Genomic DNA, 24,332 nt, shown 5'->3' on the forward strand with positions numbered 1-24,332 from the left:
TGATGACCGACCCCGTGATGCGCTTGAAAGATTTGACCCTATCGTTGGACGGCAACGCGGGGGTGGTGGATATTTTGCGGGGCATCTCGTTTGAGGTGATGGCGGGGGAGAGCTTGGGGCTAACGGGGGCGTCTGGCTCGGGCAAATCGTCTCTCCTGATGGTGATGGGCGGGCTGGAGCGCGCCTCATCGGGGTTGGTATCTGTGCTGGGCCAAGACCTGACGCCGATGGGCGAGGACGCCTTAGCGCGGTTTCGTAGGGACAATATGGGGGTGGTTTTCCAATCCTTCCACCTGATTGCGACAATGACTGCCCTAGAAAATGTAGCATTGCCGTTGGAGCTGGCCGGCGTGGAGGATGCTTTCGGGCGTGCCGAGGCCGAATTGGAGGCCGTGGGCTTGGGCGCGCGGGGCGGGCATTACCCGTCGCAGATGTCGGGTGGCGAGCAGCAGCGGGTGGCTTTGGCGCGCGCCGTTGTGGGGCGCCCGAAGATTTTGCTGGCTGATGAACCGACGGGAAACCTGGACGCGGCGACGGGCGAAATGGTGATGGATTTGCTGTTCGATTTGCGTGATCGACATGGGGCGACGCTGATTTTGGTCACTCACGCGTCGGAGTTGGCGGCGCGGTGTGATCGCGTGGTGCAACTGCGCGACGGGCAGGTGATGGACGATAAAGTATCGGTGGCGGCGCAATGAGCCTGGCCTGGCGGATTGCGCGGCGAGAGTTACGCGGCGGGTTGCGTGGATTTTGGGTGTTTTTGGCGTGTTTGACGTTGGGCGTGGCGGCGATTGCGGCGATTGGCACTGTGCGCGGTGCGATTGAAGGCGGGTTGAGCGAGCAAGGCGCGGTGATCCTTGGTGGGGACGTTGAGATGCAACTGACCTATCGGTTCGCGGAGCCGGAGGAGCGCGCGTGGTTTGAGGCGCAGGGCGATGTGTCGGAGATCGTGGATTTCCGCTCGATGCTGGCGGCGGGCGAGGAGCGGGCGTTGACGCAGGTGAAGGGCGTGGATGGCGCGTATCCGCTGTATGGCGCGGTGGCCTTGATGCCGCAGATGGAATTGAGCGTGGCCTTGGCGGGGCAGGGAGGCGTGCCGGGGGCGGTGGTCGATCCGGTGTTGCTGGCGCGCTTGGGGTTGGACGTGGGCGACCGGGTAAAACTTGGGGCTGCTGATTTTGTGGTGATGGCGGCGTTGGAGCGGATGCCGGACAGCGCGGGGGCGGGCTTTACGCTGGGGCCACCGACGATGGTGGCAACCGCTGCGCTTTTGGGCGCGAATTTGGTGACGCCGGGGACATTGTTTGAGACGGAATACCGCATTCGGGTTGCGGAGGAGGTTTCGCTGGAGGCGCTGGAGGATGAGGCCTCGCGCGTGTTGGAGGGCACGGGGTTTCGCTGGCGCGACAAGCGCAACGGCGCGCCGGGAATATCGCGGTTTGTGGAGCGGTTGTCGGCGTTTTTGGTGCTGGTGGGATTGACCGGATTGGCCGTGGGTGGCGTCGGGGTGTCGGCGGCAGTGCGGGCATATTTGGCGGGCAAGACGGAAGTGATCGCGACGCTGCGCAGCTTGGGCGCGTCGGGGAGCTTGGTGTTTCGGGTGTATCTGTTGCAAGTGGGCGCGCTGGCAGCGCTGGGCATTGCGATGGGGCTGGCTTTGGGCGGCGTGGTGCCGATGTTGCTGGGGCCGGTAATCGAGGCGCGGTTGCCGGTGCCGGTGGATTTGGCGATCCGTGCGCGGCCATTGTTGGAGGCGGCGCTGTATGGCGGGTTGGCGGCGGCGCTGTTTACCCTATGGCCACTGGCGCAGGCGGAACATATCCGCGCGGCGGCGTTGTTTCGGGATGCCTCACAGGGCCTAAGCGGCTGGCCAAGGCCCGTGTGGATCGTGGTGTGCGCGGGTATTTTGGCGGTACTGGTTGGCTTGGCGGCTTGGCTGTCGGGCTTGGCGATGCTGACGTTTTGGGCTGCGGGCGGTATCATGGCTGCATTTTTACTGCTGGTGCTGGCGGCGATGGGCGTGCGGGTTTTGGCGCGCTGGGCGTCGCGGCGATTGCGCGGCGCGCGCACATTGCGCTTTGCCTTGGGCGCGATTGGCGGACCGGGGCGCGAGGCGCAGGCGGTGGTGGTGTCGCTGGGGTTGGGTCTGTCGGTGCTGGCGGCGGTCGGGCAGATTGACTGGAACCTGCGCAATGCGATTGCAGGAGATTTACCAGAAGTGGCACCGTCATATTTTATCGTGGATGTGCAGCCGGACCAGTTGGCGCCGTTGAAGGCGTCGCTGGAGGCACGCCCAAGCGTGTCGAAAGTGGAGAGCGCCCCGATGTTGCGCGGGGTCATCACCCAGATAAATGGCCAACCAGCCCTAGAGGTCGCAGGCGACCATTGGGTGGTGCGCGGTGATCGGGGGCTGACCTATGCGGATGCGCTGCCGGAAGGCACAAAGATCACTGCGGGGCAATGGTGGGGCGAGGGCTACGCTGGCCCGCCGCAGATCAGTTTCGCGGCGGAAGAGGCGGGCGAGTTGGGCTTGGAGCTGGGCGATAGTCTGACGGTAAATGTTCTGGGGCGCGATATTGAGGCGCAGATTACCAGCTTTCGCGAGGTGGATTTCTCGAGCGGTGGTCTTGGGTTTGTTTTGTCGATGAACTCTGCTGCGCTGCAAGGCGCACCGCATACCCATATTGCCACGATTTACGCCGAAGAGGCGGATGAGGGCGCGATATTGCGCGATATGGCGAAGGCCTATCCAAACATCACGGCGATCCGCGTTCGCGATGCGATTGCGCGAGTCAGTGAGGTGCTGGAAGGCATTGCGGCTGCAATCACCTATGGCGCGTTGGCGACGCTGTTGACGGGCGGCATTGTGTTGATCGGCACGGCTGCTGCGGGCGAGAAGGCGCGGGTCTATGAAGGCGCGATCCTGAAAACTCTGGGGGCCTCGCGGGCGGCGGTGTTGGGCAACTTCGCGTTGCGCTCGGCATTGCTGGGGCTGACGGCGGGGGTGATTGCGCTGCTTGCGGGCATCGCGGCGGGCTGGGCTGTGTCTGTCTTTGTGATGGAGACGGAATTTCAGGTGGCCATAGGCTCGGCGCTGACAATCATTGCGGGCGGATTGGTGGCGACGCTGATCACCGGATTGATGTTCGCGTGGCGGCCATTGGCGACGCGACCAGCACGGGTCTTGCGGGCGCGCGAATAGGGCGCGATATTGCCGTGAGATAAGAGTTTTTGAGGAGCGGTCAGGTGGCAGAGCGGTTTGTAGCAGTTGGCGAATGTATGGTGGAGATGGCCCCGTCGGGCGGCGGTCAGTTCACCATGGGGTTTGCGGGCGACACATTTAACACCTGCTGGTATGCGCGCCAATTGCGCCCGGACTGGGCGATTGATTTCGTCACGGCAGTGGGGCGTGATGCGGTGTCGAACAGCATGGTGTCGATGTTGCAGGATGCGGGGCTGGGAACGGCGCATGTGCAGCGGCGTGATGACCGGACCGTGGGCCTGTATATGATCGAATTGCAAGACGGCGAGCGGTCGTTTTCCTACTGGCGCGGTCAAGCAGCGGCGCGGCTTTTGGCCGAGGATGGCGCGGTTCTGGGGCGGGCTTTTGACGGCGCGTCGATGGTGTATTTTTCGGGAATCACGTTGGGCGTGCTGGAAGGTCGGGGGCGCGAGGTGTTATTGGAACAGGTCGCGCGCGCCCGCGCGGCGGGCAGCGTTGTGGCGTTCGATTCGAACCTGCGGCCAAGATTGTGGGACAGCGATGCGCAGATGTGTGACGCGGTGATGGAGGCGGCGCGCGTTAGCGATATTGTGCTGCCATCCTATGACGACGAGGCGGTGTTTTTTGGCGATGATGGCCCGCAGGGCACCATGCAGCGCTATCTGGACGCGGGCGCATCTTGCGTGGTGGTGAAGAATGGCGCGGGGGCGATTGATTTCTGCGACAAGGCGTTCCGCGGGCAAATCATCCCGCAAGTTGTGGCCGATGTGGTGGACAGTACTGCCGCGGGCGACAGTTTTAACGCGGGGTTCTTTGCGGCCTACGACAAGGGTGTGGCGGCGGCGGTCGAGAGCGGGTTGAGCCTCGCGGCCAAGGTCATTCAGGGCCGCGGGGCGTTGGTTAAGGTGTAGCGAGCGCTACTGCAAATCGGCAAAGGCCTTTTGCATTCGGGCGACGGCATCTTCGATCACGGCACGCGGGGCGGCCGTGTTGAAGCGCAGGAAGCTATCGCCGCCTTTGCCAAATGTCGGGCCGTGGTTGGCCGCGATTTTGGCGACATCTTGTGTGCGGGAGACGAATTCTTCGCGCGACATTCCGGTGCCAGAGAAATCCACCCACGCAAGGTATGTGCTTTCCAGTTGCATGGATTTCAGGCCGGGAATGGCGTTGATGCCTGCGTCAAATATCTGGCGATTGGTGTCGAGGTAGACAACCAGATCATCCACCCACGCCGCGCCTTCGGGGGAATAGGCGGCGGTGGCCATGAACAGTCCGAACGAGTTGGGGCTGAGGCCAAGTGCGGCCATACGGGCGGCAAAGCGCGCGCGCAGGTCCGGGTCAGCGATGGTCACATTGCCCGAATGCGAGCCTGCGATATTGAAGGTTTTGGTGGTGGCGGTCATCATGACCAGCCGGTCCTCGATGCCAGAGATATTGGCCATGGCAATATGGGTGTTGCCGGGGAACACCAGGTCGTGGTGGATTTCATCAGAGACCAGCACCAGATCGTGGCGCTTGGCAAAGGCGGCGACGGCTTGCAGCTCGGATTTGGTCCAGACACGCCCGCCGGGATTATGGGGAGAGCATAGGATCAGCATGGTTTCATTGCCGGTCATCTGCGCATCGTAGGTGTCGAAATCCATCTCGAGGCGGCCATCGGTATTGGTGAGTTCGCACTCGACAACTTTGCGGCCTGCGGCGGCGATAACTTTGGCAAACGCATGGTAGACAGCGGTGAACAGGACCACGCCATCGCCGGGCGAGGTGAAGGCGTCGACGCACATGGCGGTGCCGTTCACCAGCCCGTGGGTGGTAAAGATGTGATCGGGGTTCAGGTCCCAGTCATGGCGGGTTTTCATCCACCACTGGATTGCTGCGCGGTAGGCGTGATCGTCACCGAAGTAGCCGTAGACGCCGTGGTCATGCATTGCTTTGACGGCATCTTGGACACATTGCGGTGGCTGAAATTCCATATCGGCGACCCACATTGCGATGCCTTCATCGGGGGAGACGCCATAGAGGGTCTCCATGCTGTCCCATTTTACGCAATGGGTGCCGCGGCGGTCGATTGGGGTGTCGAAACTCATGGATCAGCTCTCCTGCTTGTTAGGCGTAAGGTTGCGGGTTTCCTGAGGGGCTGCAAGGGCGAAAATGGGCTGGAAGTGCAACGATAGGGGCCGCAGGGCGATGAGTTGGGCGTTAGGCGGCGTCATCGGCCCATTCGCGCCATGCCAAGGTGGTGACCTGCGCCAAAACCATGACGGCGGTGATGATGAAACCTAAGGTGGAGGCATGAAGGGTGATGATCTTCCATGAAGATAGTAGCGCGAGGATCACGGCGGCTTGCAGGCCGCACAGGTAGGCGTTGCGGTAAGAGATGTTTTGGCTGACGGTTGCGCGCGTGTCTGTGAGGGCGGGGTTGCTGCGCGACAGGCGCTTTGCGCGCAACAGGGGCAGCCCACCCCAAAGGCCGGCGAGTACGCCCAGCAACATGAGGATCGCGCCAAGTAAAAATACTGCTGTGGATGACTGCGCCCAGACCATGGCCCCGCCGATGACATAGAGCCAGGTGCCGCTCGCCGCTAAGGTCACATTGCGCAGGGTGTTGTGGCGCAACTCGGCGGTATTAACGAGACCTGTGGTTTTTGGGGGCGCTCGGTAGAGGACCAGTTGGAACATAAGGGCGGTGCAAAATAGCCCTACCCCAACAGCCCAAAAGACGAAGGGGGCTTGGCCGGAGATCTGGGCGAGCCAACTGCTTGCCGCGATGAGGCCTAGACCGATGGCGCCGAAGCCCGCATTGGCCCAGCGGGCAGCGCTCCAGTGTTTGGCATTTCGCATGACGACCTCCTGCGGGGATGGTGTAATATTGCCTGTCGGGGTCGAATTCCGCAACCCTTGTGACACGAGGCGGGACGGGGTATCTGAGCGCCATGAAACGTAGTATTTTGATCCACCCCGACCCGCGCCTCAAGAAGGTTTGTGCCCCAGTTGCCGATATTTCGGACAAGCTGCGGGTGCTGGCAGATGATATGTTGGAGACCATGTATGACGCGCCGGGCATCGGGCTGGCTGCGCCACAATTGGGGATATTGGATCGGTTGGTTGTGCTGGACTGCATTAAGAAAGAGGGCGAGACACCGCGTCCCTTAGTGATGTTCAATCCAGAGGTATTGGCCGTATCGGACGAGTTGAACACCTATGAAGAAGGCTGTTTGTCGATCCCCGAGCAATATGCGGATGTGACGCGCCCTAGTGATGTGACCGTGGGCTGGATAGACCGTGACGGGAATGCGCAAGAGGAGACGTTTGACGGGCTGTGGGCCACTTGTGTGCAGCATGAAATTGATCACCTTGAGGGCAAGTTGTTCATTGATTACCTGCGCCCGCTGAAGAAGCAGATGATCACTCGCAAAATGGTAAAGCTGAAACGTGAACTGGCGCGTCAGGCATGATTTTGCCAATCGTGCAGCACCCTGATGCAATACTGCGAAAGCTGTGTATGCCGGTGCTTGATGCGGAGCAGTGGGTGCCGCTGATCGCAGATATGTTCGAGACGATGTATGATGCGCCAGGGCGTGGCTTGGCGGCCCCGCAGGTTGGCCACGCGATCCGGCTGTTCGTGATGGATAGCACTTGGAAGGAGGGCGAGCGCAGCCCGTTGGTGATGATTAATCCCGAGGTTTTATCGCGATCTGACACGGTGCAGCGCAATGAGGAAGGGTGTCTGTCGATCGCGGATCATCCGGTTTGGGTTGAGCGGCCCGAGCGGATTGAGGTGATGTGGATCGCGGAAAATGGTGCGCAGCGGCGTGGCGCATTTGAGGGGATCGCGGCGGCCTGCGTGCTGCATGAGATGGACCATTTGGACGGCGTTTTGATTTTGGATTACGAGGACGGGGCATGAAGCGAGCATTTGTGATGTGGCCCGACAAACGGCTGCGCAGCGTGGCTGAGGATGTTGCAGAAATTACCGACGAGACCCGCGAAATTTGGGCCGACATGGTAGAAACCATGGATGCGATGCCGGGCGTTGGCTTAGCGGCGGTGCAGATCGGGGTGATGGCGCGCTTGGCAGTTGTGGATGCGTCGGACGCGCGGGGGCAAACGGTTTTGATGGCCAACCCAGAGGTGTTGCACGCCAGCGGGCAAATGCGCGAGCACGAGGAAGCTTCGCCGAATTTGCCCGGCGTGTCGGCGGTAATTTCGCGCCCACGGGCGGTGACGGTGCGGTTTTTGAATGAGGCGGGCGAGGTTGAAGATCGCGATTTTGTTGGCATTTGGGCCACGTCGGTTCAACACCAGATCGACCACCTTGCGGGGAAGATGTATTTTGACCGGTTGAGCCGCACCAAGCGCGAAATGCTGGTGAAGAAGGCAAGGAAATTGGTGCGATGAGAGTTCTTCTGGGGGCGAACAGATGAGAATCGTATTTATGGGCACGCCGGACTTCTCGGTCTCGGCTTTGGAGGCGTTGGTCAAGGCGGGGCATGAGGTCGTTGCGGTCTATTCGCAACCGCCGCGCCCAGCCGGTCGTGGCAAGAAAGACCGCCCGTCACCCGTGCAAGCACGCGCCGAGGCGCTGGGGTTGGCCATGCGCTATCCGGTGTCGTTGAAGGGCGAAGCCGAGCAGGCGGAATTTGCAGCATTGAACGCCGATATTGCGGTGGTGGTGGCCTATGGGTTGATCCTGCCGCAGGCGATTTTAGATGCGCCAGAACTGGGCTGTTTGAACATTCATGCCTCGTTGTTGCCGCGCTGGCGGGGGGCCGCTCCGATCCACCGCGCTATCATGGCGGGGGACGCGGAAACTGGCATTTGCATCATGCAGATGGAGGCCGGTTTGGACACTGGCCCTGTATTGTTACGCGAGGCGACGGCGATTGACGGGGCGGAGACCACGGGCGGGTTGCATGATCGGTTGAGCGCCATGGGGGCGCGGATGATTGTGCAGGCTTTGGCCGCTTTGCCAGAGCTGTCGCCAGAGGCGCAATCGGAGGCTGGCGTGACCTATGCGTCGAAAATCGACAAGGCGGAAGCGCGCGTTGATTGGTCGAAATCTGCCGTTGAGGTGGACAGGCTAATTCGCGGGTTGTCGCCGTTCCCGGGGGCGTGGTGTGACGCGGATGGGGAGCGGTTGAAGCTGTTGCAATCGCGCGTGGCGTCAAAGGAATTGGCGGCGGGTGCGGTGTCGGTGGATGGTGGGTTTTTCATCGGGACGGGCGACGGTAGCATTGAGGTGCTGGCGGCGCAACGTGCGGGCAAACGTGCGGGGCCGTTGGCGGATTTATTGCTGGGCTGGACGCCTCCTGAGGTGCTGGGCTAGACGCGCGGCGGGCGGCTTTTGTAGACGGGCAGGCTCCAGCCGAAGATCAGTGATCCGCCACGAAGTGCGAAGGTTGCCAGCGCGCAACCTAGCAGGGCGATAGGTAGAGGTTGGCCGAAATAGAGCAGGGCGAGCGCCGTGGTCGCGCCGATTAGGGCGCAAGTTAGATATAGCTCGCCTTGTTTGAGGACCAGCGGCACCTCGTTGCAGACCACATCGCGCATGAGACCGCCGAAACAGCCCGTGGCGATGCCCATGATGAGGATAATCGGCCAGTCAGAGGCGATAGAGACGGCGGCGGCAACGCCCGCAGGCACGGCAACGGCGAGCGCGATTGCGTCGAGCCACAGGATTGTCCGATAGCGCGATTCTAGAAGGTGGGCGGTGAAGAACACGATGAATGCGGCGAGGCCTGCGATGAGGATGAAGGTGGGTTCTGCCACCCAAAAGACTGCGCGGTCCAAGATCACGTCGCGCACTGTGCCGCCACCTACCGCAGTGAGGCAGGCGATGAAGACAAAGCCCACGATGTCGAGCTGGGCGCGGCTGGCGACCAGCGCTCCGGTTAGGGCGAAGACAAAAACGGCGGCGTAATCGAGGAACAGAAGCGCGGTCATTTCTTGAACGGGGCCATGCCGGCGCGGGCCAACTCGTCGGCGCGCTCGTTCTCGGGGTGGCCTGCGTGGCCTTTGACCCATTCCCATGTCACATCGTGGCGGTCGCGGGCTTCGTCGAGGCGTTTCCACAGGTCGATGTTTTTGATCTCGCCGCCCTTCTTTTTCCATCCTTTGGACTTCCAGCTGTAAATCCATTTGGTGATGCCGTCTTTGACGTAGGAGCTGTCGGTGATTACGGTCAGTTTGGTCGGACGATCTAGCGCTTCAAGGGAACTGATGGCGGCCATAAGCTCCATGCGGTTGTTGGTGGTGTCGGCGGCGCCGCCTTTCAGTTCGCGCTCTTTCACCACGGTGGTGCCGTCGCGCGCGATCAGGATGGCGCCCCAACCTCCCGGTCCGGGATTGCCGGAGCAGGCCCCGTCTGTATAGGCGAAAAGATCAGGCATATGCGGTCACAATCATGAAGGGGGCTGGGCCGCGCAAAAAGCCGGTCATTTCGCCGTGACGGATGGTGTTGATGCGAAACCCTGCGGTTTCGAGGAGGTCGCGCAATTCGAGTTCGGTGTAGTAGACATAGAGGCGGCCAACCTCGTCGCGGTCTTCCGTGTCGCCGGTTTTCAAGCCGATGTGGAGCAGCCCGCCGGTTTTGAGGGCTTTGTGGATGGCGCTCAGGTGGCGGGGCATATCGGCACGCGGGGCGTGGAGCAGGGAGAAATTGGCCCAGATGCCGTCGTAATGCGCGGTGGCGGAAAGGTCGTCAAAGGTTTCCAGTCGGGCGTCGATGTTGTGGCGATCGCGCGCGATGGCGACCATCTCGGGGGAGGCATCGGAGGCTTCGACTTTTAGCCCTGCCTCGCGCATCATGCGTGCAGAATTGCCCGGCCCGCAGCCAAGATCCAGCACACGGCCCCCTTTTGGCATGGCGTCGAGGAAGGCCTGCAAATCATCATCAGGCGTGGTGCGTGATACGAGGTTTGCATAGTCTTGCGCCTTGGCGGCATAGGCTTTGAGGGTGTCCGGGTCGCTCATAGAGGTGCTCTTTCAGGTTTCACCAGCGTTCTAGTCTTGGTGGGCGGCGGTGTCACGCGCCGATGAAGCGGTGACCTGCTTGGAGGAGCACGTCTTGGGCGCGGTTCATGTCTTTGGTCGGGACCAGCAGGTGCTCGCCGTCAAAGGTACAGACCACAAACACCCCGATGTTGGTTTGGGACACAGGGGTGATCAGGGCGGTGACGATGCCCGCAGCGTCAAAGCCGAACGGGCCGATGGTGCGCAGGCAGGACCAATCACGGTCGCTTTGCACGTCATCGGGGATGCGATTTTGCAGGCAAACAATAGTCAATTCGTCCGAGGCGCGGCTGATTGACACGAAGCCCGCGCCATCCGCCCAAGATGGAAGAGGCGCATCAGGCGCGAGGCGGGCGATAGCGTATTGGCCTGCGACTTGCGACAGGTTCAAAGAGGGTTGCTTACCGCTCATCGGGCGGAATGTCCTTGATGCGGGCGACGTGGGCCTGAATGTCTTCTTTGGTGAATTTGAGGTAGCGGCGCTGGGTATTGGCCGGATGGTTGCCCAGCCCTAGGTTTAGCTCTGGGCGGAAGGCGGTTTGGGGGCGGATCGGGCGCGGCGTGAAGCCGCCGCCGCAGGTGGGACAGACGTTGTGCAGCACGTTTTCCACGCAGTCAGCGCAATAGGTGCATTCATAGGAGCAGATGCGTGCGTCGGGGGCGCTGGGGGCAAGGTCTTTGTCGCAAAGTTGGCAGTTGGGCCTTAGGTCTAGCATGTGGTTGCCTCTTGTTATGCGCGCTCTAGCGCCAGCTTTCCGGCCAGTGCGATGAAGATCGCGGCGAAGGAACGGTTGAGCCATTTCAGCACCCGCTCGGAGCCGAGTATCCAGTCACGGGCGTGGGCGGCGAAGAGGCCGTAGAGGATGAAAACCATGAAGGTGAGGCCCATGAAGACAGCGCCAAGCAGGGTCATCTCGATGGTTATTGTGGCGGGGTTGCCGGACAGGAACGGGGGCAGCAGGGCCAGAAAGAAGATCGACAGTTTCGGGTTCAAGATGTTGATCAACGCACCGCGTTGCGCAATTTGCCAGCCCGATTGGCGTGTGGTTTGGCCGCTGACCTGTAGCGCGCCGCCCTGTTTGAGCATTTGCCATGCGAGGTAGAGCAGGTAGGCGACGCCTGCGAATTTAACCACTTGGAACAGCAATGCGGAGGTATGGAGCAGCGCCGCGAGGCCAAGTGTGGCGGCGGCGAGGTGTGGCACGATGCCAAACGTGCAGCCCGTGGCCGCCCAGATAGCGGCGCGGCGACCTTGGCCAAGGCCAAGCGCCAAGGTGTAGATAACGCCAGTGCCGGGGGCGAGGACGACGACGAGGGCGGTCAAAAGGAATTGTGCGGTGATCATGATTGAGGTCCTGCTGATAGATGGCTCATTGGAGCGCAAGTGGTAGAAAAGAGCAAGGCTCTGCAAGGTTTCTTGGGGCGGTAAGGGCGGGGGCGCTAGGCTTGGTGTTTAGGCGGCGTGGCCTAGGGTGATGTGAAGGGCTTTCCTTGGCCGGTTATCATGAAGCCTTTGAAGCTATCGAGAAAGAAGTGATCCCAGCCTTGAATACAGATTGCGTGGCATTGCAGGCTTGAATTTAGCCCTACATGGGTCAACGTGACGTTTGTCGTGCCCCCATCAGGATGCACAGTCCAAATGATTTGAGTTCCGACCCATTCGTCTGGAGTGTTAACATCGGGGTGGAGCAGATTTGCTGCGGTGCAGTCCCAGATAACCTTGAAGTTGCCCTTAGCAGGGGGAGGGGCAATAACTTTGAATGTTTTCTTTGTTTCACCAAACCCGATTGTGAAAGCCTCTGTGTCAGCGACCAGATCCTCGCTCCACCAACCGCTAATCTCTTTGGTCAGTGCTTGGTGTATGGCGTCTGGTGTTGCGCTGATTTTGATCGTCTTCGAGTAGTCTAAGTTGCTCATGCTGAGGTTCCTGTGCTGTGCGGGGTGACATGAAATTTAATACAATACCTTTTGGTATCGCATTATTTATAGTACCAAAAGGTATTGTGTCAAGGCGCTGGCAGAGGTGGGATGCGGGTTGGCATTCGGTCCCAGAATAGCAGGTCGCAAAACCGAAGTACGATGCGGCGGTCAGAAACGCCGGGTGTTAGGCGGGGATCCTGAGGATACGGGGGACTTTGAATTCGATGTTCTCGATGGCGGTCTCGACGAGTTCCTCGGTCACGGAGTAGCGCGCTTTGAAGGCATCGACGACTTCGGTGATCAGCACTTGGGGCGCAGAGGCGCCAGCGGTGATGCCGATGCTATCAATGCCGTCCAACGCGCGCCAGTCGATGTCGGTGGCGCGTTGCACAAGTTGCGCGTAGGAGCACCCGGCCTTGGCGCCCACCTCGACCAGACGTTTGGAGTTGGAGGAGTTCGGCGCGCCGATGACCAGCATGGCTTTGGTCTTGGCAGCCATGGCTTTGACGGCCTCTTGGCGGTTGGTGGTGGCGTAGCAGATGTCTTCTTTATGGGGGCCGATGATGGCGGGAAAGCGGGCGTTCAGGGCTGCGACCACATCGGCGGTATCGTCGATGGACAGGGTGGTCTGGGTAATGAAAGCCAGCATGTTTGGGTCGCGCGGCGTGATGGTGGCGACGTCTGCGGGGGTCTCGACAAGGATGACCTCGCCCTCGGGAAGTTGGCCCATGGTGCCGACGGTCTCAGGGTGGCCCGCATGGCCGATCATCACCATTTGCAGCCCGTTGGCGTGGTGGCGCTCGGCCTCGATGTGGACCTTGGAAACTAACGGGCAGGTGGCATCGACATAGATCATTTCACGCTTGGCGGCGGCGGCGGGGACGGCTTTAGCCACGCCATGGGCCGAGAAAATGACGGGGCGGTCATCGGGGCATTCATCCAGTTCCTCGACGAATACCGCGCCTTGGTCGCGCAGGGCGTCGACGACGAATTTATTGTGCACGATTTCGTGGCGCACATAGACGGGCGCGCCCCATTTGGCGAGCGCCATTTCGACAATTTTGATGGCACGGTCCACGCCTGCACAAAAGCCGCGCGGCGCGGCGAGGTAGAGGGTGAGGGGGGGCTTGGTCATCGGGCGCTCTCCTGATTGGTTTCAGAAATAGGGGTTGGGGGGGCTGGGGTCCAGTGGGCGCTCGCGAAAATGTGTGAATTTAGCGGATTGACCCTCCCCCTGCTGGAAGGCGCATAGCGGATGTCAGTTGGATGAGAATGAGAGAAATCATGAGAGTATATTGGGCGGTAGGAGCCATGGTTGCGATGATTGGCGGGGGCGTGGTTTGGTCGCAAGTTGGGCGTGAAGGCGCGCCGGAGTTAGCAGGGTTGACCGATACGGGGATCGTGGCTGAAGGGGCATTGATTTATGATGAGGCGTGCTCGGCGTGTCATGGCGCTAATCTGGAAGGGCAGGCGGGTTGGAAAACACGCGGGCCGGATGGCAAGATACCTGCCCCGCCCCATGATGCAAGTGGCCATACGTGGCATCATGGGGACGAGCAGTTGTTTGCGATTACCAAGTTTGGGTCGGAGGCGTTGATTGGCGGTGGGTACAAGAGCGATATGCGCGGGTTTGATGATGAGTTGACGGATGCGCAAATTAGGGCAGTACTGGCCTATATAAAAAGCACTTGGCCTGCGGAAATTCAGCAGCGGCGGTCCGCGATGAGTGGCTAGGAAATGGAAGGATTTGAGATGTCAGTTGTTATCAGGGCAGTAGCCGAGGGGGATCGGGACGCGTGGGAGCGCTTGTATGCGGGGTATGCCGCGTTTTACGGGGTGGAGCAGACAGCCCAGATGCGGGCGCGGGTTTGGGGCTGGTTGATGGATGGCGACCACGAGGTGAACGGATTTGTGGCCGAGGTGGATGGCGCTTTGGTCGGGCTGACGCATTACCGGCCTTTTGCGCGCCCCTTGGCGGCGGCAACAGGCGGGTTTCTGGATGATTTGTTTGTGACGCTTGAGGCGCGCGGTTTGAAGGCGGGGGAGGCCTTGATCGAGGCGGTAAAGGCCGAGGGCGGCAGGCGTGGCTGGAGTGTGGTGCGCTGGATAACTGCCGAGGATAATTACCGCGCACGCGGGCTGTATGACCAAGTGGCGGCGCGCACTGCTTGGGTTACTTATGATCTGGCGATTGAATGACCGCTAAACGCGAAACGCCGGAGCGATGCCCCGGCGTTTCAATTAGCATGTGAGTTGGCGTTTCTAGTCGATCTCGACTTTTTCGACGTCGCGCTCACGCGAGAAGCTCATGTCGTTGTCACGCGGCGGGCGGCCAAGAACATCGCGCAACTCGTCCAGCTCGATGAAGTTGTCGGCCTGGCGGCGCAACTCGTCCGAGATCATCGGCGGGTTGGAGCGGATGGTGGAGACCACCGAGACGCGCACGCCTTTGCGTTGGACCGCTTCGATCAACGGGCGAAAATCGCCGTCACCCGAGAAGATCACGATATGATCCACATGCGGGGCCAGCTCCATCGCATCGACAGCGAGTTCGATATCCATGTTGCCTTTGACTTTACGCCGACCTTCGCGGTCAGTGTATTCCTTGGCCGGTTTGGTGACCATGGTGAAGCCGTTGTAATGCAGCCAGTCAACGAGCGGACGAATAGGCGAATAGTCGTCATTCTCAAGCAAGGCTGTGTAGTAGAATGCACGCAGCATTTTGCCACGGCGCATGAATTCATGTCTCAGGAGTTTGTAGTCAATATCAAACCCTAAAGATTTGGCTGCGGCGTATAGGTTCGACCCGTCTATAAAAAGCGCCAGCCGTTCGTCTTTGTAAAACATCAAATGTCCTTCCGATATGCGTTCAGTCCGATTAATGATCCCCGAGTGAAGGGCGTAGGCGAACGCGCTTCGATGAACATAAGGAAAAATGCTTATGCCGCAACCCGCACAGGATCACAAAGGTCTGACAATAGCCTATGTTGCGCTAGGTAGTAACGCGACGTCAAGCGCTGGATCACCCCTATTCACCCTCCGCGAAGTAAAACACGCGGTTTCTTGTGATTCGGTTAAGGTCATCGCGGAGAGCCGATTTTTCGTGTCGCCGGCGCTCCCTGAAGGGAGTGGGCCGGACTATGCGAACGCGGTTTTCGCAGTGGAAACGCGTCTGTCGGCGAGAGGGCTGCTGGCTCATTTACATAGGGTCGAGGCCCGTTTTGGGCGTACGCGGGACACGCGCTGGGGCGCGCGGACGCTGGACTTGGATATACTGGACTTCGATGGGATGGTTGCCCCCGATGAAGACGGGTTTCGCTACTGGCTGGATTTACCGCTTGAGCAACAAATGAAAGAAGTGCCGGATCAGCTGATTTTGCCCCATCCGAGGCTGCAAGACCGCGCCTTTGTACTGATTCCCCTCGCGGATATTGCCCCTGATTGGGTGCACCCGGTGTTGGGAAAATCCCTGACGGAGTTGCTCGACGTCCTATCAGAGGCCGAAAAACGATCAATTCAGCCGATTGAGTAACATTTTGCGTGGGATTTAAGGTTGTATTCACTCCTGATGGGTCCTAATTGTGCTGCCTGACATCCCCTGTGAATGACTGGAGTCCCAAATGGCCCGCGTGACGGTTGAAGATTGCGTAGACAAAGTACCTAACCGCTTTGAGCTGGTTATGTTGGCATCCCATCGCGCCCGCGAGATCGCGGCTGGTGGTGCTGTTACGGTGGACCGTGACAATGACAAGAACCCTGTCGTGTCCTTGCGTGAAATTGCGGATGAGACCCAGACTGCTGATGAGTTGCGCGAGCGCATGATCGAGAGCAATCAGACACAAATCGAGGTGGACGAGCCTGAAGAAGATGCCATGGCGCTTCTTATGGGTGTTGAGCAGGATAAGCCTGCTGAAGATGACATGTCCGAAGAGAAGTTGTTGCGGGCCTTAATGGAAGCACAGGGGCCGAAGTAAGCTCCTCAATGAATACTGGCGGCGGATCAACGGATGATATCTGACAGCGACCTGATTGAATTGGTCCGCGCCTACAATCCTCAAGCGAACGAAGCCCTGATCCGTGACGCCTATGCCTATGGTGCAGAAATGCACGATGGGCAGACGCGGCATTCGGGCGAGCCGTATTACACCCACCCGGTTGAAGTTGCAGCGCTGCTGACCGAGCAGCATTTGGACGATGCCACGATTGTGACGGCGCTTTTGCACGACACGATTGAGGACACTGGATCTACATTTTCCGAGATTGAACAACGGTTTGGCTTGGAGATTGCCGAGTTGGTCAACGGGGTCACCAAGCTGACCAACCTTGAGTTAAGCTCGACCGAGACTAAGCAGGCGGAAAACTTTCGTAAGCTGTTTATGGCAATGTCGAAGGACTTGCGGGTGATCTTGGTCAAGCTGGCCGACCGGCTGCATAATATGCGCACAATCAAGCATATGCGCCCAGACAAGCAGCTTCAAAAGTCGCGTGAAACCATGGATATTTATGCGCCTTTGGCCGGGCGCATGGGGATGCATTGGATGCGCGAAGAGCTTGAAGACCTAGCGTTTCGGGTGATCAACCCAGAGGCGCGCGCTTCGATTATTCGCCGTTTCATTACCCTGCAAAAGGAAACCGGCAATGTCGTTCCAAAGATTATGGATGACATTCGTGCCGAGATGAGTGCCGCGGGTATTGCTGGCGAGGTGGCTGGTCGCGCGAAGAAGCCCTATTCCATTTGGCGTAAGATGGAGGAAAAGAAGCAAGGGTTCTCGCGGCTGTCTGACATTTACGGCTTTCGGGTGATAACTGAAACCGAGGATGAGTGTTATCGCATGCTTGGGGCGTTGCATCGGAGGTGGTGTTCGGTTCCGGGGCGCTTCAAGGATTATATCAGCCAGCCTAAGTCGAACGGTTATCGCTCGATCCACACGACTGTTTCCGGGCGTGATGGCAAGCGGGTGGAGATCCAGATCCGCACGCGGCAAATGCATGACGTGGCCGAGGCTGGCGTGGCCGCGCATTGGGCGTATCGCGATGGTGCGCGGGTGGAAAATCCGTTTGCGGTGGACCCCTCGACTTGGGTGGCCTCCATGACAGAACGCTTTGAGCAGGCCGATGATCACGGCGAGTTTCTGGAGCATGTGAAGCTTGAGATGTATTCGGATCAGGTGTTTTGTTTCACGCCCAAAGGCGAGGTGATCAAACTGCCGCGCGGGGCGACACCGCTGGATTATGCCTATGCGATCCACACCCGGATCGGGCATAGCTGCGTGGGGGCTAAAGTTGACGGCTTACGGGTGCCTTTATGGACGCGGCTGCGCAACGGGCAATCGGTAGAGATCATCACCGCCGAGGGGCAAAAGCCACAACCGACGTGGATTGATATTGCAGTAACGGGGCGGGCCAAGTCTGCGATTCGCAAGTCTTTGCGCGAAGAGCACCGTGATCGCTATATCAAACTGGGTCGTGAGTTGACGCGGGTGGCGTTTGAGCATGTGGGCAAGAAGGCATCAGATAAGGCGTTGGAGACCGCGGCGAAAGAGTTGAGCTTGGCGGATGCGTCGCAGCTTTTGGAGTATGTCGGCTCGACCGAGCTGTCAGCGCGCGAGGTTGTGACTGCGATTTACCCCGATTTGGCAGCCAAGGCTGGTGCAGAAGAGGGGGGCGTTTCGCGCCCTGTTGTGGGCTTGCCAGAGGGGTTGCAAGTAAAGCGTGCGGCCTGTTGCCAAGCGGTTCCCGGCGAGCGGATTGTTGGCATCAAGCATCGGGGTGACGGGGTGTTTGTACACGCGATTGCCTGTGATGCGTTGGTGGAATTTGAAGAGCAACCCGAGCGTTGGTTAGACATCCATTGGCACGCGGGGCGACATGCCGCCAGCAACACTGTCACACTGGCCCTGACCATCGGGAATAGTTTTGGTGTTCTGGGACGAATTTGCACATTGATTGGCGAATTGAAGGCGAATATCTCCGACATGCATTTCGTCGATCGCAAGCCGGATTATTTTCAACTGCTGGTGGATGTTGATGTGCGAGACGCCGAGCATTTGCACGGGGTCAAGACTGCGATTGAGGCCGATAGCGATGTGGCTGCGCTGGAGCGCCACAGAGATTTAAGCCGCAAGCCGTAAGAGAGGCCCCGAGGGGTCGGAGAGGTGAGAAACGAGACGTGTTTAAGCGCCGGACGCCAAAAACCTGGGCCCTTTGGGCGCTGCATTTGATCTGGCCGAAAGGCGGATGGGGGCGGGCGTTTGAGTATGTCAAACACCGTGTGCGCCGCCTGCCGGACGACCCGCACCGCATTGCGCGTGGAATATTTGCGGGGGTATTTGCAACTTTTACGCCATTCTATGGGTTTCATTTCTTCATCGCGCTGGGCATGGCGAAGATCATGCGCGGCAACCTTCTGGCCTCGCTTATGGGGACTTTTTTCGGCAATCCGTTGACGTATTTACCGATTGGGGTCGTCTCGCTAAAAACTGGCCACTTCTTGCTAGGGACCGAGTTCGAAGAGAACATGAATTTGGGTCGCCGGTTTGCAGGCGCCTGGCGCGACCTGAAAGATAATTTCTGGGCGATGTTTACTAGTGACGTTGCCCATTGGGATCGCTTGAGCGGTTTCTATGATGAGGTGTTTTTCCCTTACATGATCGGCGGGCTGATCCCCGGTGTTATTGTCGGAACGATCGCTTTCTACGTGAGTGCGCCGTTGATTGTGGCCTATCAGAATCGCCGCAAGGGGCGGCTTAAGGCTAAGTTGGAAGATATCCGGCGCCGTAAAGCGGCCAAGAAAGCGGAAGATAGCGGCGCGTAATAAGCGGTGTTGAGATTTGCGCACGCGTTGCCCTATGATCCGTTGAGAGAGCTATCTAAAGGAATGAGCTAATGACGGCTAAGTTACGCCTTGGCGTGAATATTGATCACGTAGCGACGGTGCGTAATGCGCGAGGTGGCGCTTTGCCAGACCCGGCGCGCGCCGCTGTTTTGGCGCAAGAAGCCGGGGCGGACGGGATCACGGCGCATTTGCGCGAAGATCGGCGCCATGTTCGTGACGCCGATATGGCTGCGATTAAGGGTGCAATTTCGATCCCGCTAAACTTCGAGATGGCGGCAACGGATGAGATGCAAAAGATTGCGCTGGCAACACAGCCGCATGCAGTTTGCCTTGTGCCAGAGCGCCGCGAAGAACGCACTACTGAAGGCGGGCTGGAGGTTGCAGGAGACGACAATCGGCTGGCGGGCTTTATTGCACCGTTTAAGGAGGCAGGCACCCGCGTGTCACTATTTATCGGGCCTGATGAGCGTCAAGTTAGAGCCGCTGCGCGGATTGGCGCAGATATAATTGAGTTGCATGCTGGCACCTATTGCGACGCCCATGCGGAAGGTCAATTTGAGGCGCGAGACGCCGAGTTTGCACGGCTGCGCGAGATGGCCGCGCTTGCGCATGGCCTAGGGCTGGAAGTTCACGCGGGGCATGGGTTTACCTATGATTGCGTCGGGCCAGTGGCGGCTCTGCCCGAAATCGTGGAGCTGAATATCGGGCATTTCATCATTGGCGAGGCGATTTTCCAAGGGCTTGGCCCGGCGATTGCGCAGATGCGCCGCGTGATGGATGAGGCCCGCGCGTGAGCGGGTTTGAGTTTGGATTGCTGTTGTTGGCGTGGGCTATTGGCGGGGCCTCGCCGGGGCCTGCGACTTTGGCCATTGCGGGCACCTCGATGGAGCGGGGGCGCGCGGCCGGGGTCGCGGTGGCGGCGGGCATCGTGTGTGGCTCGGCGGCTTGGGGCGTGGCGGCGGCGCTGGGGATGAGCGCATTGATGCTGGCCAATGCGTGGTTGGTAGAAATTTTGCGCTACGTGGGCGCGGCGTATCTGATGTATTTAGGCTTTAAGGCGTTGCGATCTGGCGTGACGGATAAGCCGCTGGCAAAGGTTCAGGCCAAGCAAGGCGGGTTGCGGTCGGTTTATTTGAAGGGGTTGTTGTTGCATTTGACCAACCCCAAAGCAGTGTTTGGCTGGGGCGCGATTTTTGCCATAGCCGTGCCGCCGGGGTCAGATCCGCGCGCGGTTTGGGAGGCGTTTGCGGCGCTGTTCGCGGTCTCTAATCTGGTGTTCTTTGGCTATGCTTTGTTGTTTTCCACGGCAGCATTTATCCGCGGCTACCAGAAGATGCGGCGCTGGTTCGAGATCAGCTTTGGGTTAATGTTTGGCTTTGCGGGCCTGAAAATTTTGACGGCCAAATTGTCGTGATACTGGGCATCGGCACCGATTTGGCCAACATCGAGCGGATCGAGGCCACGCTGGCGCGTTTTGGCGATCGGTTTCGCAACCGCGCGTTCACGCCGATTGAGCAAGCCAAGGCGGAGCGGCGCAAAGATGTGGCGGGCACCTATGCCAAGCGGTGGGCGGCGAAGGAAGCGTGCTCCAAGGCATTGGGGACGGGGCTGCGCATGGGAATTTCATGGAAAGATATGGCGGTCAGTAACCTTGAGACGGGCCAGCCCGTGATGGTGGTTACGGGCTGGGCAGCGGAGCGATTGCGCGAGATGACGCCGGACGGTCACGAGGCTTTGATCCATGTGACGTTGACCGATGACCATCCTTGGGCGCAGGCTTTTGTGGTGATTGAAGCGCGCGCTTTGGTCGGTGGGTCGGGTTGACTCCGACCCGTGCGGCCCTCATGTAGCGACCAACCTATAAAGTATGAGAAAAACAATGGCACTTAGCAGCGAAAAACAGCCCGAAACCATCATGGAGACCGTCAAAACGGTGGTCTATGCACTGGCCATTGCGGCGGTGTTCCGCAGCCTGTTTTTTCAGCCGTTTTGGATTCCATCGGGCTCGATGAAGGATACGTTGCTGGTTGGCGACTTCTTGTTTGTGAACAAGATGGCCTATGGCTATTCCAAATATAGCTGCCCGTTTGGTATTTGCCCGATCCCTGATCGCATTTTTGCCAGCGATCCAGAGCGCGGTGATGTGGTGGTGTTTCGCCATCCTGTAAGTGGTCAAGACTACATTAAACGCCTGATCGGGTTGCCCGGCGACAAGGTGCAAGTGAAGAATGGCGTGTTGTTCTTGAACGACAAGCCGCAAAAGCAGGTGCCGGTTGAGCCGTTTGTGGAAACCTATGAGGCGCAAGGCTCTGCTAGAGGGTTTCCAGCCTGTAGCAACGGTGCTGTTGGTATCGGCGGGGATTGCGTCAAAGAGAAGGCTATGGAAACGCTGGAGGGCGGCGTGACCCATGCGATTTTGAATATTCGCGATGGTCTGGGCGCGGATAACACGAAGGTGTTTAACGTCCCTGAGGGGCATTTCTTCTTTATGGGCGACAATCGCGATAACTCGATTGATAGCCGGTTTTCTCAGGCGGGTGGTGGCGTTGGAATGGTGCCGTTTGCCAACCTTTTGGGGCGGGCTGATCGGGTGATATTCTCCTCTGCCGGTGGCCGGATGCTGTATTTTTGGACTTGGCGCGGCGACCGGTTCTTCAAGAAGATCGACTAAGGCACATGCTAGAGCCGAGATATCGCTGGTTGCTGGTGTTCTTTGCACCGCTTGCGATCTGCGTGGCCTTGGCGATTTTGTGCTTTCGACCGTTTTGGATACCGTCAGGATCCATGAAGCCGACTTTGTTGATAGGCGATTATCTTGTCGTCAATCGCGCGGCTTATGGCTTTCCTCGGCTGATGTGCTCTTTGGGGTTATGTGACGGAGATTTGGGGCCATTTGGCACCCTGCCTGAGCGCGGAGATGTGGTGGTTTTTCGACATCCGGTAAGCAAGCACGACTACATCAAGCGCTTGGTCGGGCTTCCTGAGGATCGGGTGCAATTGCGCGACGGGGTGCTGGTGTTGAACGGTGCGCGCCAAGAGCAGGTGGCCTTGGCCGGTTTTGAAGAGGTATACCGACAGCGGATGCATGGGAGTTTACCTGCCTGCTCTAACGGTGTGGTTGCGTTGGGGGCTGCGTGTTTGAAGCATCGGGCGCGTGAGGTTTTGGATGGTGGCCGAACCTATGATGTTTTGAACATACGCGATGGGCTGGCTGCGGATAATACGGCGGAATTTGTGGTTCCTGAGGGGCATATGTTTGTGCTGGGTGACAACCGTGACAACTCGATTGATAGTCGGTTTTCGCAGGCTGGCGGCGGTGTTGGGCTCGTTCCATTTGAGAATGTGATCGGGCGTGCGGATTTGGTAGTGTTTAATATGGCGGGTATTAAGGGGCGGAGTTTGACGTGGTTGCAATGAAGGTTTCGGCAGAGCTGACAGCATTTTGCGGGCGGATCGGGTATAGCTTTTCGCAGCCGGAGTTTCTGGTGCGGGCGTTGACGCATGGCTCGATCTCATCGGTGACGCGACCAGATAACCAGCGGTTGGAGTTTTTGGGCGACCGGGTGTTGGGCTTGGTGATGGCGCAGGCCTTGCTGGATGCCGATACCAAGGCCGCTGAGGGGATTTTGGCCCCGCGTTACAACGCATTGGTGCGCAAAGAAACCTGCGCCGCAGTGGCGCGCGAGATTGACTTGGGCGCGGTGTTGAAACTGGGCAAATCCGAGATGGTATCGGGCGGGCGGCGCAAAGAAGCGTTGCTGGGCGACGCGATGGAGGCGCTGATTGCGGCGGTGTATCGCGATGGCGGGTTTGACGCGGCGCAGGCGTTGATTTTGCGGCTGTGGGGCGCGCGGGTGAGCGAGGTGGACGCGGATGCGCGCGATCCGAAAACGGCCTTGCAGGAATTTGTGCAAGCGCGCGGCGAGGAGCCGCCCGTATATGAGATTATCAAGCGCGAAGGTCCTGACCACGCGCCAAAATTTACCATTGCTGTGACTGTTGCCTCGGGCGAATTGGTTGAGGCAAAGGCAGGGACAAAACGGCAAGCGGAACAGGCTGCGGCCAAGGCGCTTTTGGAAAGGCTAGAGACATGACTGAGGCAACCCGCGCGGGCTTTATCGCGCTGATCGGAGAACCCAACGCGGGCAAATCCACATTGCTGAACCGGATGGTTGGGGCGAAGGTCTCGATCGTGACGCATAAGGTGCAGACCACCCGGGCGCGTATTCGCGGCATTGCGATGAAGGATGAGGCGCAGTTGATTTTTGTGGACACGCCGGGGCTGTTCAAGCCGCGTCGCCGATTGGATCGCGCGATGGTGGCCGCCGCTTGGTCGGGGGCGTCTGACGCGGATATTGTGGTGCTGCTGGTCGAGGCGCATCGCGGTGTGACAGAAGGTGTCGCGGCAATTCTAGACGGCTTGGCAGAGCGCGCGGGTAGCGCGCCTGTGGTGCTGGCGATCAACAAGATTGACCGGGTTAAAGCGGATGCGTTGCTAGGGCTGACCAAGGAATTGAACGAGCGTTTTGAATTTAAGGAGACGTTCATGATCTCGGCGGAAAAAGGCCATGGGATTGATGCGTTGCGCGGTTGGCTCGCGGGTGCGGTGCCCGAGGGGCCGTGGCTGTACCCTGATGATCAGCTTGCAGACGCGCCGATGCGTCAGATTGCTGCCGAGATGACGCGAGAGAAGTTGACGCTGCGGCTGCACCAAGAGCTGCCCTACCAAATGACGGTCGAGACCGAAGAATGGAAAGAGCAAAAAGACGGCTCCGCCCGTGTGAGCCAGATCATTTATGTGATCCGTGACGGGCATAAAGGCATTGTTCTGGGGGCCAAAGGTGAGACGATCAAAGCCGTGGGCAAAGCTGCGCGCGAAGAGATGATGGAGTTTTTAGGTCGTAAGGTGCACTTGTTCCTGCAAGTGAAGGTACGCCCTGGCTGGCTGGATGATAAAGAGCGCTATTCCGAGATGGGGCTGGACTTTAAGGACGGGAATGTCTGATCGGCTGACCACAGATTTCTGGGTCTCAGCCTATCTGAAACGGTTGCGGCTGGTGGCAATACCCGCCTTTGTCACGACGAAGGGTGATGCGACGGCGGGGGTTGTTATGGTTAAGATGAACACGCTGGACGGGCAAGCTGCGGTATATCAGAGATCGTTTGATTTGATGACGGGTGCGCGGGCGTGGATCGTGTTGGCGCAGGGTGTTGAGGGTGAGGTCGACGCGGCGATTGCCAAGCAATGCGGGTTCGATCCGGACCTGTGGGTGATTGAAGTCGAGGATAAGGCAGGGCGCCATCTTCTGGACGAAGAAGGTCTAACCTAACGGAGAATTTGTG

32 protein-coding genes are annotated in these 24,332 nt (G+C 59.2%); 21 read left to right on the forward strand and 11 right to left on the reverse strand.

All coding sequences use genetic code 11. The annotated features are described in order from the left end of the window. Positions 1 to 2 precede the first annotated feature (2 nt). Genes AC3Y7R_RS00340 through AC3Y7R_RS00350 form a run of 3 tightly spaced genes read left to right on the forward strand, consistent with a single transcriptional unit; the run spans position 3 to position 4,134 of the window. Entirely contained in the window at positions 3 to 698 is a 696-nt protein-coding gene (locus AC3Y7R_RS00340) for an ABC transporter ATP-binding protein (protein ID WP_490040008.1), read from the forward strand. Then, complete coding sequence (locus AC3Y7R_RS00345; protein WP_490040009.1) at positions 695 to 3,202, forward strand: ABC transporter permease; 2,508 nt, start codon at positions 695 to 697, stop codon at positions 3,200 to 3,202. Before AC3Y7R_RS00340 ends, AC3Y7R_RS00345 begins: the two co-directional genes overlap by 4 nt. Before the next feature lie 44 nt (positions 3,203 to 3,246). Next, positions 3,247 to 4,134: a sugar kinase gene (locus AC3Y7R_RS00350; protein ID WP_490040010.1), complete on the forward strand. Its 888-nt coding sequence runs from the start codon at positions 3,247 to 3,249 to the stop codon at positions 4,132 to 4,134. A gap of 6 nt (positions 4,135 to 4,140) precedes the next feature. Here AC3Y7R_RS00350 and AC3Y7R_RS00355 read toward each other — a convergent pair whose 3' ends face one another. Together AC3Y7R_RS00355 and AC3Y7R_RS00360 are read right to left on the reverse strand one after the other, a co-directional pair. Next, positions 4,141 to 5,310 carry a MalY/PatB family protein gene (locus AC3Y7R_RS00355; protein WP_490040011.1) on the reverse strand — a complete coding sequence of 390 codons (1,170 nt, stop codon included), beginning with the start codon at positions 5,308 to 5,310 and terminating at the stop codon, positions 4,141 to 4,143. 112 nt (positions 5,311 to 5,422) lie between these two features. After that, positions 5,423 to 6,064, reverse strand: coding sequence for a hypothetical protein (locus tag AC3Y7R_RS00360; protein WP_490040012.1), 642 nt, complete (start codon positions 6,062 to 6,064; stop codon positions 5,423 to 5,425). 92 nt (positions 6,065 to 6,156) lie between these two features. On the opposite strand from AC3Y7R_RS00360, the gene def (AC3Y7R_RS00365) reads away from it, so the two are divergent. From def (AC3Y7R_RS00365) to fmt, 4 genes are read left to right on the forward strand one after another with little or no spacing between them, the layout of a single operon-like run. Next, entirely contained in the window at positions 6,157 to 6,678 is a 522-nt protein-coding gene (gene def / locus AC3Y7R_RS00365) for a peptide deformylase (protein WP_490040013.1), read from the forward strand. Further along, positions 6,675 to 7,130, forward strand: a complete 456-nt coding sequence (gene def, locus AC3Y7R_RS00370) for a peptide deformylase (RefSeq protein ID WP_490040014.1) — start codon at positions 6,675 to 6,677, stop codon at positions 7,128 to 7,130. The genes def (AC3Y7R_RS00365) and def (AC3Y7R_RS00370) overlap by 4 nt, the downstream gene beginning before the upstream one ends. Continuing rightward, positions 7,127 to 7,621, forward strand: a complete 495-nt coding sequence (def, locus tag AC3Y7R_RS00375; protein WP_490040015.1) for a peptide deformylase — start codon at positions 7,127 to 7,129, stop codon at positions 7,619 to 7,621. Before def (AC3Y7R_RS00370) ends, def (AC3Y7R_RS00375) begins: the two co-directional genes overlap by 4 nt. Before the next feature lie 22 nt (positions 7,622 to 7,643). Then, the gene (fmt, locus tag AC3Y7R_RS00380) at positions 7,644 to 8,549 is read left to right on the forward strand and encodes a methionyl-tRNA formyltransferase (protein ID WP_490040016.1); all 906 of its coding nucleotides are present in this window, start codon (positions 7,644 to 7,646) and stop codon (positions 8,547 to 8,549) included. On the opposite strand, the gene AC3Y7R_RS00385 is transcribed toward fmt, so the two are convergent. The 8 genes from AC3Y7R_RS00385 to ispH form a co-directional block, all read right to left on the reverse strand. Beyond that, complete coding sequence (locus tag AC3Y7R_RS00385; protein ID WP_490040017.1) at positions 8,546 to 9,166, reverse strand: trimeric intracellular cation channel family protein; 621 nt, start codon at positions 9,164 to 9,166, stop codon at positions 8,546 to 8,548. The two genes, fmt and AC3Y7R_RS00385, sit on opposite strands and share 4 nt — an antisense overlap. Next, positions 9,163 to 9,612: a ribonuclease HI gene (rnhA, locus tag AC3Y7R_RS00390; protein WP_490040018.1), complete on the reverse strand. Its 450-nt coding sequence runs from the start codon at positions 9,610 to 9,612 to the stop codon at positions 9,163 to 9,165. The genes AC3Y7R_RS00385 and rnhA overlap by 4 nt, the downstream gene beginning before the upstream one ends. Further along, positions 9,605 to 10,195, reverse strand: a complete 591-nt coding sequence (locus tag AC3Y7R_RS00395) for a class I SAM-dependent methyltransferase (RefSeq protein ID WP_490040019.1) — start codon at positions 10,193 to 10,195, stop codon at positions 9,605 to 9,607. Before AC3Y7R_RS00395 ends, rnhA begins: the two co-directional genes overlap by 8 nt. A gap of 52 nt (positions 10,196 to 10,247) precedes the next feature. Beyond that, positions 10,248 to 10,646, reverse strand: a complete 399-nt coding sequence (locus tag AC3Y7R_RS00400) for an ACT domain-containing protein (protein ID WP_490040020.1) — start codon at positions 10,644 to 10,646, stop codon at positions 10,248 to 10,250. After that, positions 10,636 to 10,950, reverse strand: coding sequence for a DUF1272 domain-containing protein (locus tag AC3Y7R_RS00405; protein ID WP_490040021.1), 315 nt, complete (start codon positions 10,948 to 10,950; stop codon positions 10,636 to 10,638). The genes AC3Y7R_RS00400 and AC3Y7R_RS00405 overlap by 11 nt, the downstream gene beginning before the upstream one ends. A gap of 14 nt (positions 10,951 to 10,964) precedes the next feature. Continuing rightward, positions 10,965 to 11,579, reverse strand: coding sequence for a LysE family translocator (locus AC3Y7R_RS00410; RefSeq protein WP_490040022.1), 615 nt, complete (start codon positions 11,577 to 11,579; stop codon positions 10,965 to 10,967). Between the two features lie 122 nt (positions 11,580 to 11,701). Then, complete coding sequence (locus tag AC3Y7R_RS00415; RefSeq protein ID WP_490040023.1) at positions 11,702 to 12,151, reverse strand: SRPBCC family protein; 450 nt, start codon at positions 12,149 to 12,151, stop codon at positions 11,702 to 11,704. 187 nt (positions 12,152 to 12,338) lie between these two features. Further along, a complete protein-coding gene (gene ispH, locus AC3Y7R_RS00420) occupies positions 12,339 to 13,289 on the reverse strand; it encodes a 4-hydroxy-3-methylbut-2-enyl diphosphate reductase (RefSeq protein ID WP_490040024.1) in 951 nt (316 codons plus the stop codon). Positions 13,290 to 13,438: 149 nt separating this feature from the next. Between ispH and AC3Y7R_RS00425 the strand changes: the two genes are divergently transcribed. Together AC3Y7R_RS00425 and AC3Y7R_RS00430 are read left to right on the forward strand one after the other, a co-directional pair. Beyond that, on the forward strand, positions 13,439 to 13,888 hold the full coding sequence (locus tag AC3Y7R_RS00425) for a c-type cytochrome (protein WP_490040025.1): 450 nt from the start codon (positions 13,439 to 13,441) through the stop codon (positions 13,886 to 13,888). Between the two features lie 18 nt (positions 13,889 to 13,906). Then, the gene (locus AC3Y7R_RS00430) at positions 13,907 to 14,353 is read left to right on the forward strand and encodes a GNAT family N-acetyltransferase (RefSeq protein WP_490040026.1); all 447 of its coding nucleotides are present in this window, start codon (positions 13,907 to 13,909) and stop codon (positions 14,351 to 14,353) included. A gap of 63 nt (positions 14,354 to 14,416) precedes the next feature. On the opposite strand, the gene AC3Y7R_RS00435 is transcribed toward AC3Y7R_RS00430, so the two are convergent. Further along, positions 14,417 to 15,001 carry a LabA-like NYN domain-containing protein gene (locus AC3Y7R_RS00435; RefSeq protein WP_490040027.1) on the reverse strand — a complete coding sequence of 195 codons (585 nt, stop codon included), beginning with the start codon at positions 14,999 to 15,001 and terminating at the stop codon, positions 14,417 to 14,419. 94 nt (positions 15,002 to 15,095) lie between these two features. Between AC3Y7R_RS00435 and folK the strand changes: the two genes are divergently transcribed. The 12 genes from folK to AC3Y7R_RS00495 all read left to right on the forward strand — a co-directional run bounded on the left by folK (position 15,096) and on the right by AC3Y7R_RS00495 (position 24,319). Continuing rightward, the gene (gene folK, locus AC3Y7R_RS00440) at positions 15,096 to 15,686 is read left to right on the forward strand and encodes a 2-amino-4-hydroxy-6-hydroxymethyldihydropteridine diphosphokinase (RefSeq protein WP_490040028.1); all 591 of its coding nucleotides are present in this window, start codon (positions 15,096 to 15,098) and stop codon (positions 15,684 to 15,686) included. An 88-nt stretch (positions 15,687 to 15,774) separates the two neighbouring features. Then, complete coding sequence (rpoZ, locus tag AC3Y7R_RS00445) at positions 15,775 to 16,128, forward strand: DNA-directed RNA polymerase subunit omega (RefSeq protein ID WP_490040029.1); 354 nt, start codon at positions 15,775 to 15,777, stop codon at positions 16,126 to 16,128. Positions 16,129 to 16,161: 33 nt separating this feature from the next. Beyond that, entirely contained in the window at positions 16,162 to 18,285 is a 2,124-nt protein-coding gene (locus AC3Y7R_RS00450) for a RelA/SpoT family protein (protein ID WP_490040030.1), read from the forward strand. Positions 18,286 to 18,371: 86 nt separating this feature from the next. Further along, entirely contained in the window at positions 18,372 to 18,968 is a 597-nt protein-coding gene (locus AC3Y7R_RS00455) for a DUF2062 domain-containing protein (protein WP_490040031.1), read from the forward strand. A 71-nt stretch (positions 18,969 to 19,039) separates the two neighbouring features. Then, a complete protein-coding gene (locus AC3Y7R_RS00460) occupies positions 19,040 to 19,783 on the forward strand; it encodes a pyridoxine 5'-phosphate synthase (RefSeq protein WP_490040032.1) in 744 nt (247 codons plus the stop codon). Beyond that, the gene (locus AC3Y7R_RS00465) at positions 19,780 to 20,403 is read left to right on the forward strand and encodes a LysE family translocator (protein WP_490040033.1); all 624 of its coding nucleotides are present in this window, start codon (positions 19,780 to 19,782) and stop codon (positions 20,401 to 20,403) included. Before AC3Y7R_RS00460 ends, AC3Y7R_RS00465 begins: the two co-directional genes overlap by 4 nt. Then, positions 20,400 to 20,813 (forward strand): holo-ACP synthase, encoded by a 414-nt coding sequence (acpS, locus tag AC3Y7R_RS00470; RefSeq protein ID WP_490040034.1) that lies wholly within the window; start codon positions 20,400 to 20,402, stop codon positions 20,811 to 20,813. Before AC3Y7R_RS00465 ends, acpS begins: the two co-directional genes overlap by 4 nt. A 55-nt stretch (positions 20,814 to 20,868) precedes the next feature. Beyond that, positions 20,869 to 21,660 carry a signal peptidase I gene (gene lepB, locus AC3Y7R_RS00475; protein WP_490040035.1) on the forward strand — a complete coding sequence of 264 codons (792 nt, stop codon included), beginning with the start codon at positions 20,869 to 20,871 and terminating at the stop codon, positions 21,658 to 21,660. Positions 21,661 to 21,665: 5 nt separating this feature from the next. After that, positions 21,666 to 22,406 carry a signal peptidase I gene (gene lepB, locus AC3Y7R_RS00480; RefSeq protein ID WP_490040036.1) on the forward strand — a complete coding sequence of 247 codons (741 nt, stop codon included), beginning with the start codon at positions 21,666 to 21,668 and terminating at the stop codon, positions 22,404 to 22,406. Continuing rightward, positions 22,403 to 23,083: a ribonuclease III gene (gene rnc, locus AC3Y7R_RS00485; RefSeq protein ID WP_490040064.1), complete on the forward strand. Its 681-nt coding sequence runs from the start codon at positions 22,403 to 22,405 to the stop codon at positions 23,081 to 23,083. Before lepB (AC3Y7R_RS00480) ends, rnc begins: the two co-directional genes overlap by 4 nt. Then, positions 23,080 to 23,994, forward strand: a complete 915-nt coding sequence (gene era, locus AC3Y7R_RS00490; RefSeq protein ID WP_490040037.1) for a GTPase Era — start codon at positions 23,080 to 23,082, stop codon at positions 23,992 to 23,994. The genes rnc and era overlap by 4 nt, the downstream gene beginning before the upstream one ends. Further along, entirely contained in the window at positions 23,987 to 24,319 is a 333-nt protein-coding gene (locus AC3Y7R_RS00495; protein ID WP_490040038.1) for a DUF1491 family protein, read from the forward strand. Before era ends, AC3Y7R_RS00495 begins: the two co-directional genes overlap by 8 nt. Positions 24,320 to 24,332 lie beyond the last annotated feature (13 nt).

It is taken from the genome of Litoreibacter sp. (genome assembly GCF_058136045.1).

Excerpts from the sequence above, each read along its gene's own strand:
- AC3Y7R_RS00460 (WP_490040032.1), top strand. The coding sequence starts at position 19,040 with ATGACGGCTAAGTTACGCCTTGGCGTGAATATTGATCACGTAGCGACG.
- AC3Y7R_RS00400 (WP_490040020.1), bottom strand. The coding sequence starts at position 10,646 with ATGAGCGGTAAGCAACCCTCTTTGAACCTGTCGCAAGTCGCAGGCCAA.
- AC3Y7R_RS00355 (WP_490040011.1), bottom strand. The coding sequence starts at position 5,310 with ATGAGTTTCGACACCCCAATCGACCGCCGCGGCACCCATTGCGTAAAA.
- ispH (WP_490040024.1), bottom strand. The coding sequence starts at position 13,289 with ATGACCAAGCCCCCCCTCACCCTCTACCTCGCCGCGCCGCGCGGCTTT.
- era (WP_490040037.1), top strand. The coding sequence starts at position 23,080 with ATGACTGAGGCAACCCGCGCGGGCTTTATCGCGCTGATCGGAGAACCC.
- AC3Y7R_RS00345 (WP_490040009.1), top strand. The coding sequence starts at position 695 with ATGAGCCTGGCCTGGCGGATTGCGCGGCGAGAGTTACGCGGCGGGTTG.
- AC3Y7R_RS00450 (WP_490040030.1), top strand. The coding sequence starts at position 16,162 with ATGATATCTGACAGCGACCTGATTGAATTGGTCCGCGCCTACAATCCT.
- AC3Y7R_RS00385 (WP_490040017.1), bottom strand. The coding sequence starts at position 9,166 with ATGACCGCGCTTCTGTTCCTCGATTACGCCGCCGTTTTTGTCTTCGCC.
- AC3Y7R_RS00405 (WP_490040021.1), bottom strand. The coding sequence starts at position 10,950 with ATGCTAGACCTAAGGCCCAACTGCCAACTTTGCGACAAAGACCTTGCC.
- fmt (WP_490040016.1), top strand. The coding sequence starts at position 7,644 with ATGAGAATCGTATTTATGGGCACGCCGGACTTCTCGGTCTCGGCTTTG.
- AC3Y7R_RS00360 (WP_490040012.1), bottom strand. The coding sequence starts at position 6,064 with ATGCGAAATGCCAAACACTGGAGCGCTGCCCGCTGGGCCAATGCGGGC.
- def (WP_490040013.1), top strand. The coding sequence starts at position 6,157 with ATGAAACGTAGTATTTTGATCCACCCCGACCCGCGCCTCAAGAAGGTT.
- AC3Y7R_RS00340 (WP_490040008.1), top strand. The coding sequence starts at position 3 with ATGACCGACCCCGTGATGCGCTTGAAAGATTTGACCCTATCGTTGGAC.
- AC3Y7R_RS00425 (WP_490040025.1), top strand. The coding sequence starts at position 13,439 with ATGAGAGTATATTGGGCGGTAGGAGCCATGGTTGCGATGATTGGCGGG.
- rnc (WP_490040064.1), top strand. The coding sequence starts at position 22,403 with ATGAAGGTTTCGGCAGAGCTGACAGCATTTTGCGGGCGGATCGGGTAT.
- AC3Y7R_RS00435 (WP_490040027.1), bottom strand. The coding sequence starts at position 15,001 with ATGTTTTACAAAGACGAACGGCTGGCGCTTTTTATAGACGGGTCGAAC.
- lepB (WP_490040036.1), top strand. The coding sequence starts at position 21,666 with ATGCTAGAGCCGAGATATCGCTGGTTGCTGGTGTTCTTTGCACCGCTT.
- def (WP_490040014.1), top strand. The coding sequence starts at position 6,675 with ATGATTTTGCCAATCGTGCAGCACCCTGATGCAATACTGCGAAAGCTG.
- AC3Y7R_RS00495 (WP_490040038.1), top strand. The coding sequence starts at position 23,987 with ATGTCTGATCGGCTGACCACAGATTTCTGGGTCTCAGCCTATCTGAAA.
- AC3Y7R_RS00395 (WP_490040019.1), bottom strand. The coding sequence starts at position 10,195 with ATGAGCGACCCGGACACCCTCAAAGCCTATGCCGCCAAGGCGCAAGAC.
- AC3Y7R_RS00410 (WP_490040022.1), bottom strand. The coding sequence starts at position 11,579 with ATGATCACCGCACAATTCCTTTTGACCGCCCTCGTCGTCGTCCTCGCC.
- folK (WP_490040028.1), top strand. The coding sequence starts at position 15,096 with ATGCCGCAACCCGCACAGGATCACAAAGGTCTGACAATAGCCTATGTT.
- def (WP_490040015.1), top strand. The coding sequence starts at position 7,127 with ATGAAGCGAGCATTTGTGATGTGGCCCGACAAACGGCTGCGCAGCGTG.
- AC3Y7R_RS00415 (WP_490040023.1), bottom strand. The coding sequence starts at position 12,151 with ATGAGCAACTTAGACTACTCGAAGACGATCAAAATCAGCGCAACACCA.
- lepB (WP_490040035.1), top strand. The coding sequence starts at position 20,869 with ATGGCACTTAGCAGCGAAAAACAGCCCGAAACCATCATGGAGACCGTC.
- rpoZ (WP_490040029.1), top strand. The coding sequence starts at position 15,775 with ATGGCCCGCGTGACGGTTGAAGATTGCGTAGACAAAGTACCTAACCGC.
- AC3Y7R_RS00430 (WP_490040026.1), top strand. The coding sequence starts at position 13,907 with ATGTCAGTTGTTATCAGGGCAGTAGCCGAGGGGGATCGGGACGCGTGG.
- rnhA (WP_490040018.1), bottom strand. The coding sequence starts at position 9,612 with ATGCCTGATCTTTTCGCCTATACAGACGGGGCCTGCTCCGGCAATCCC.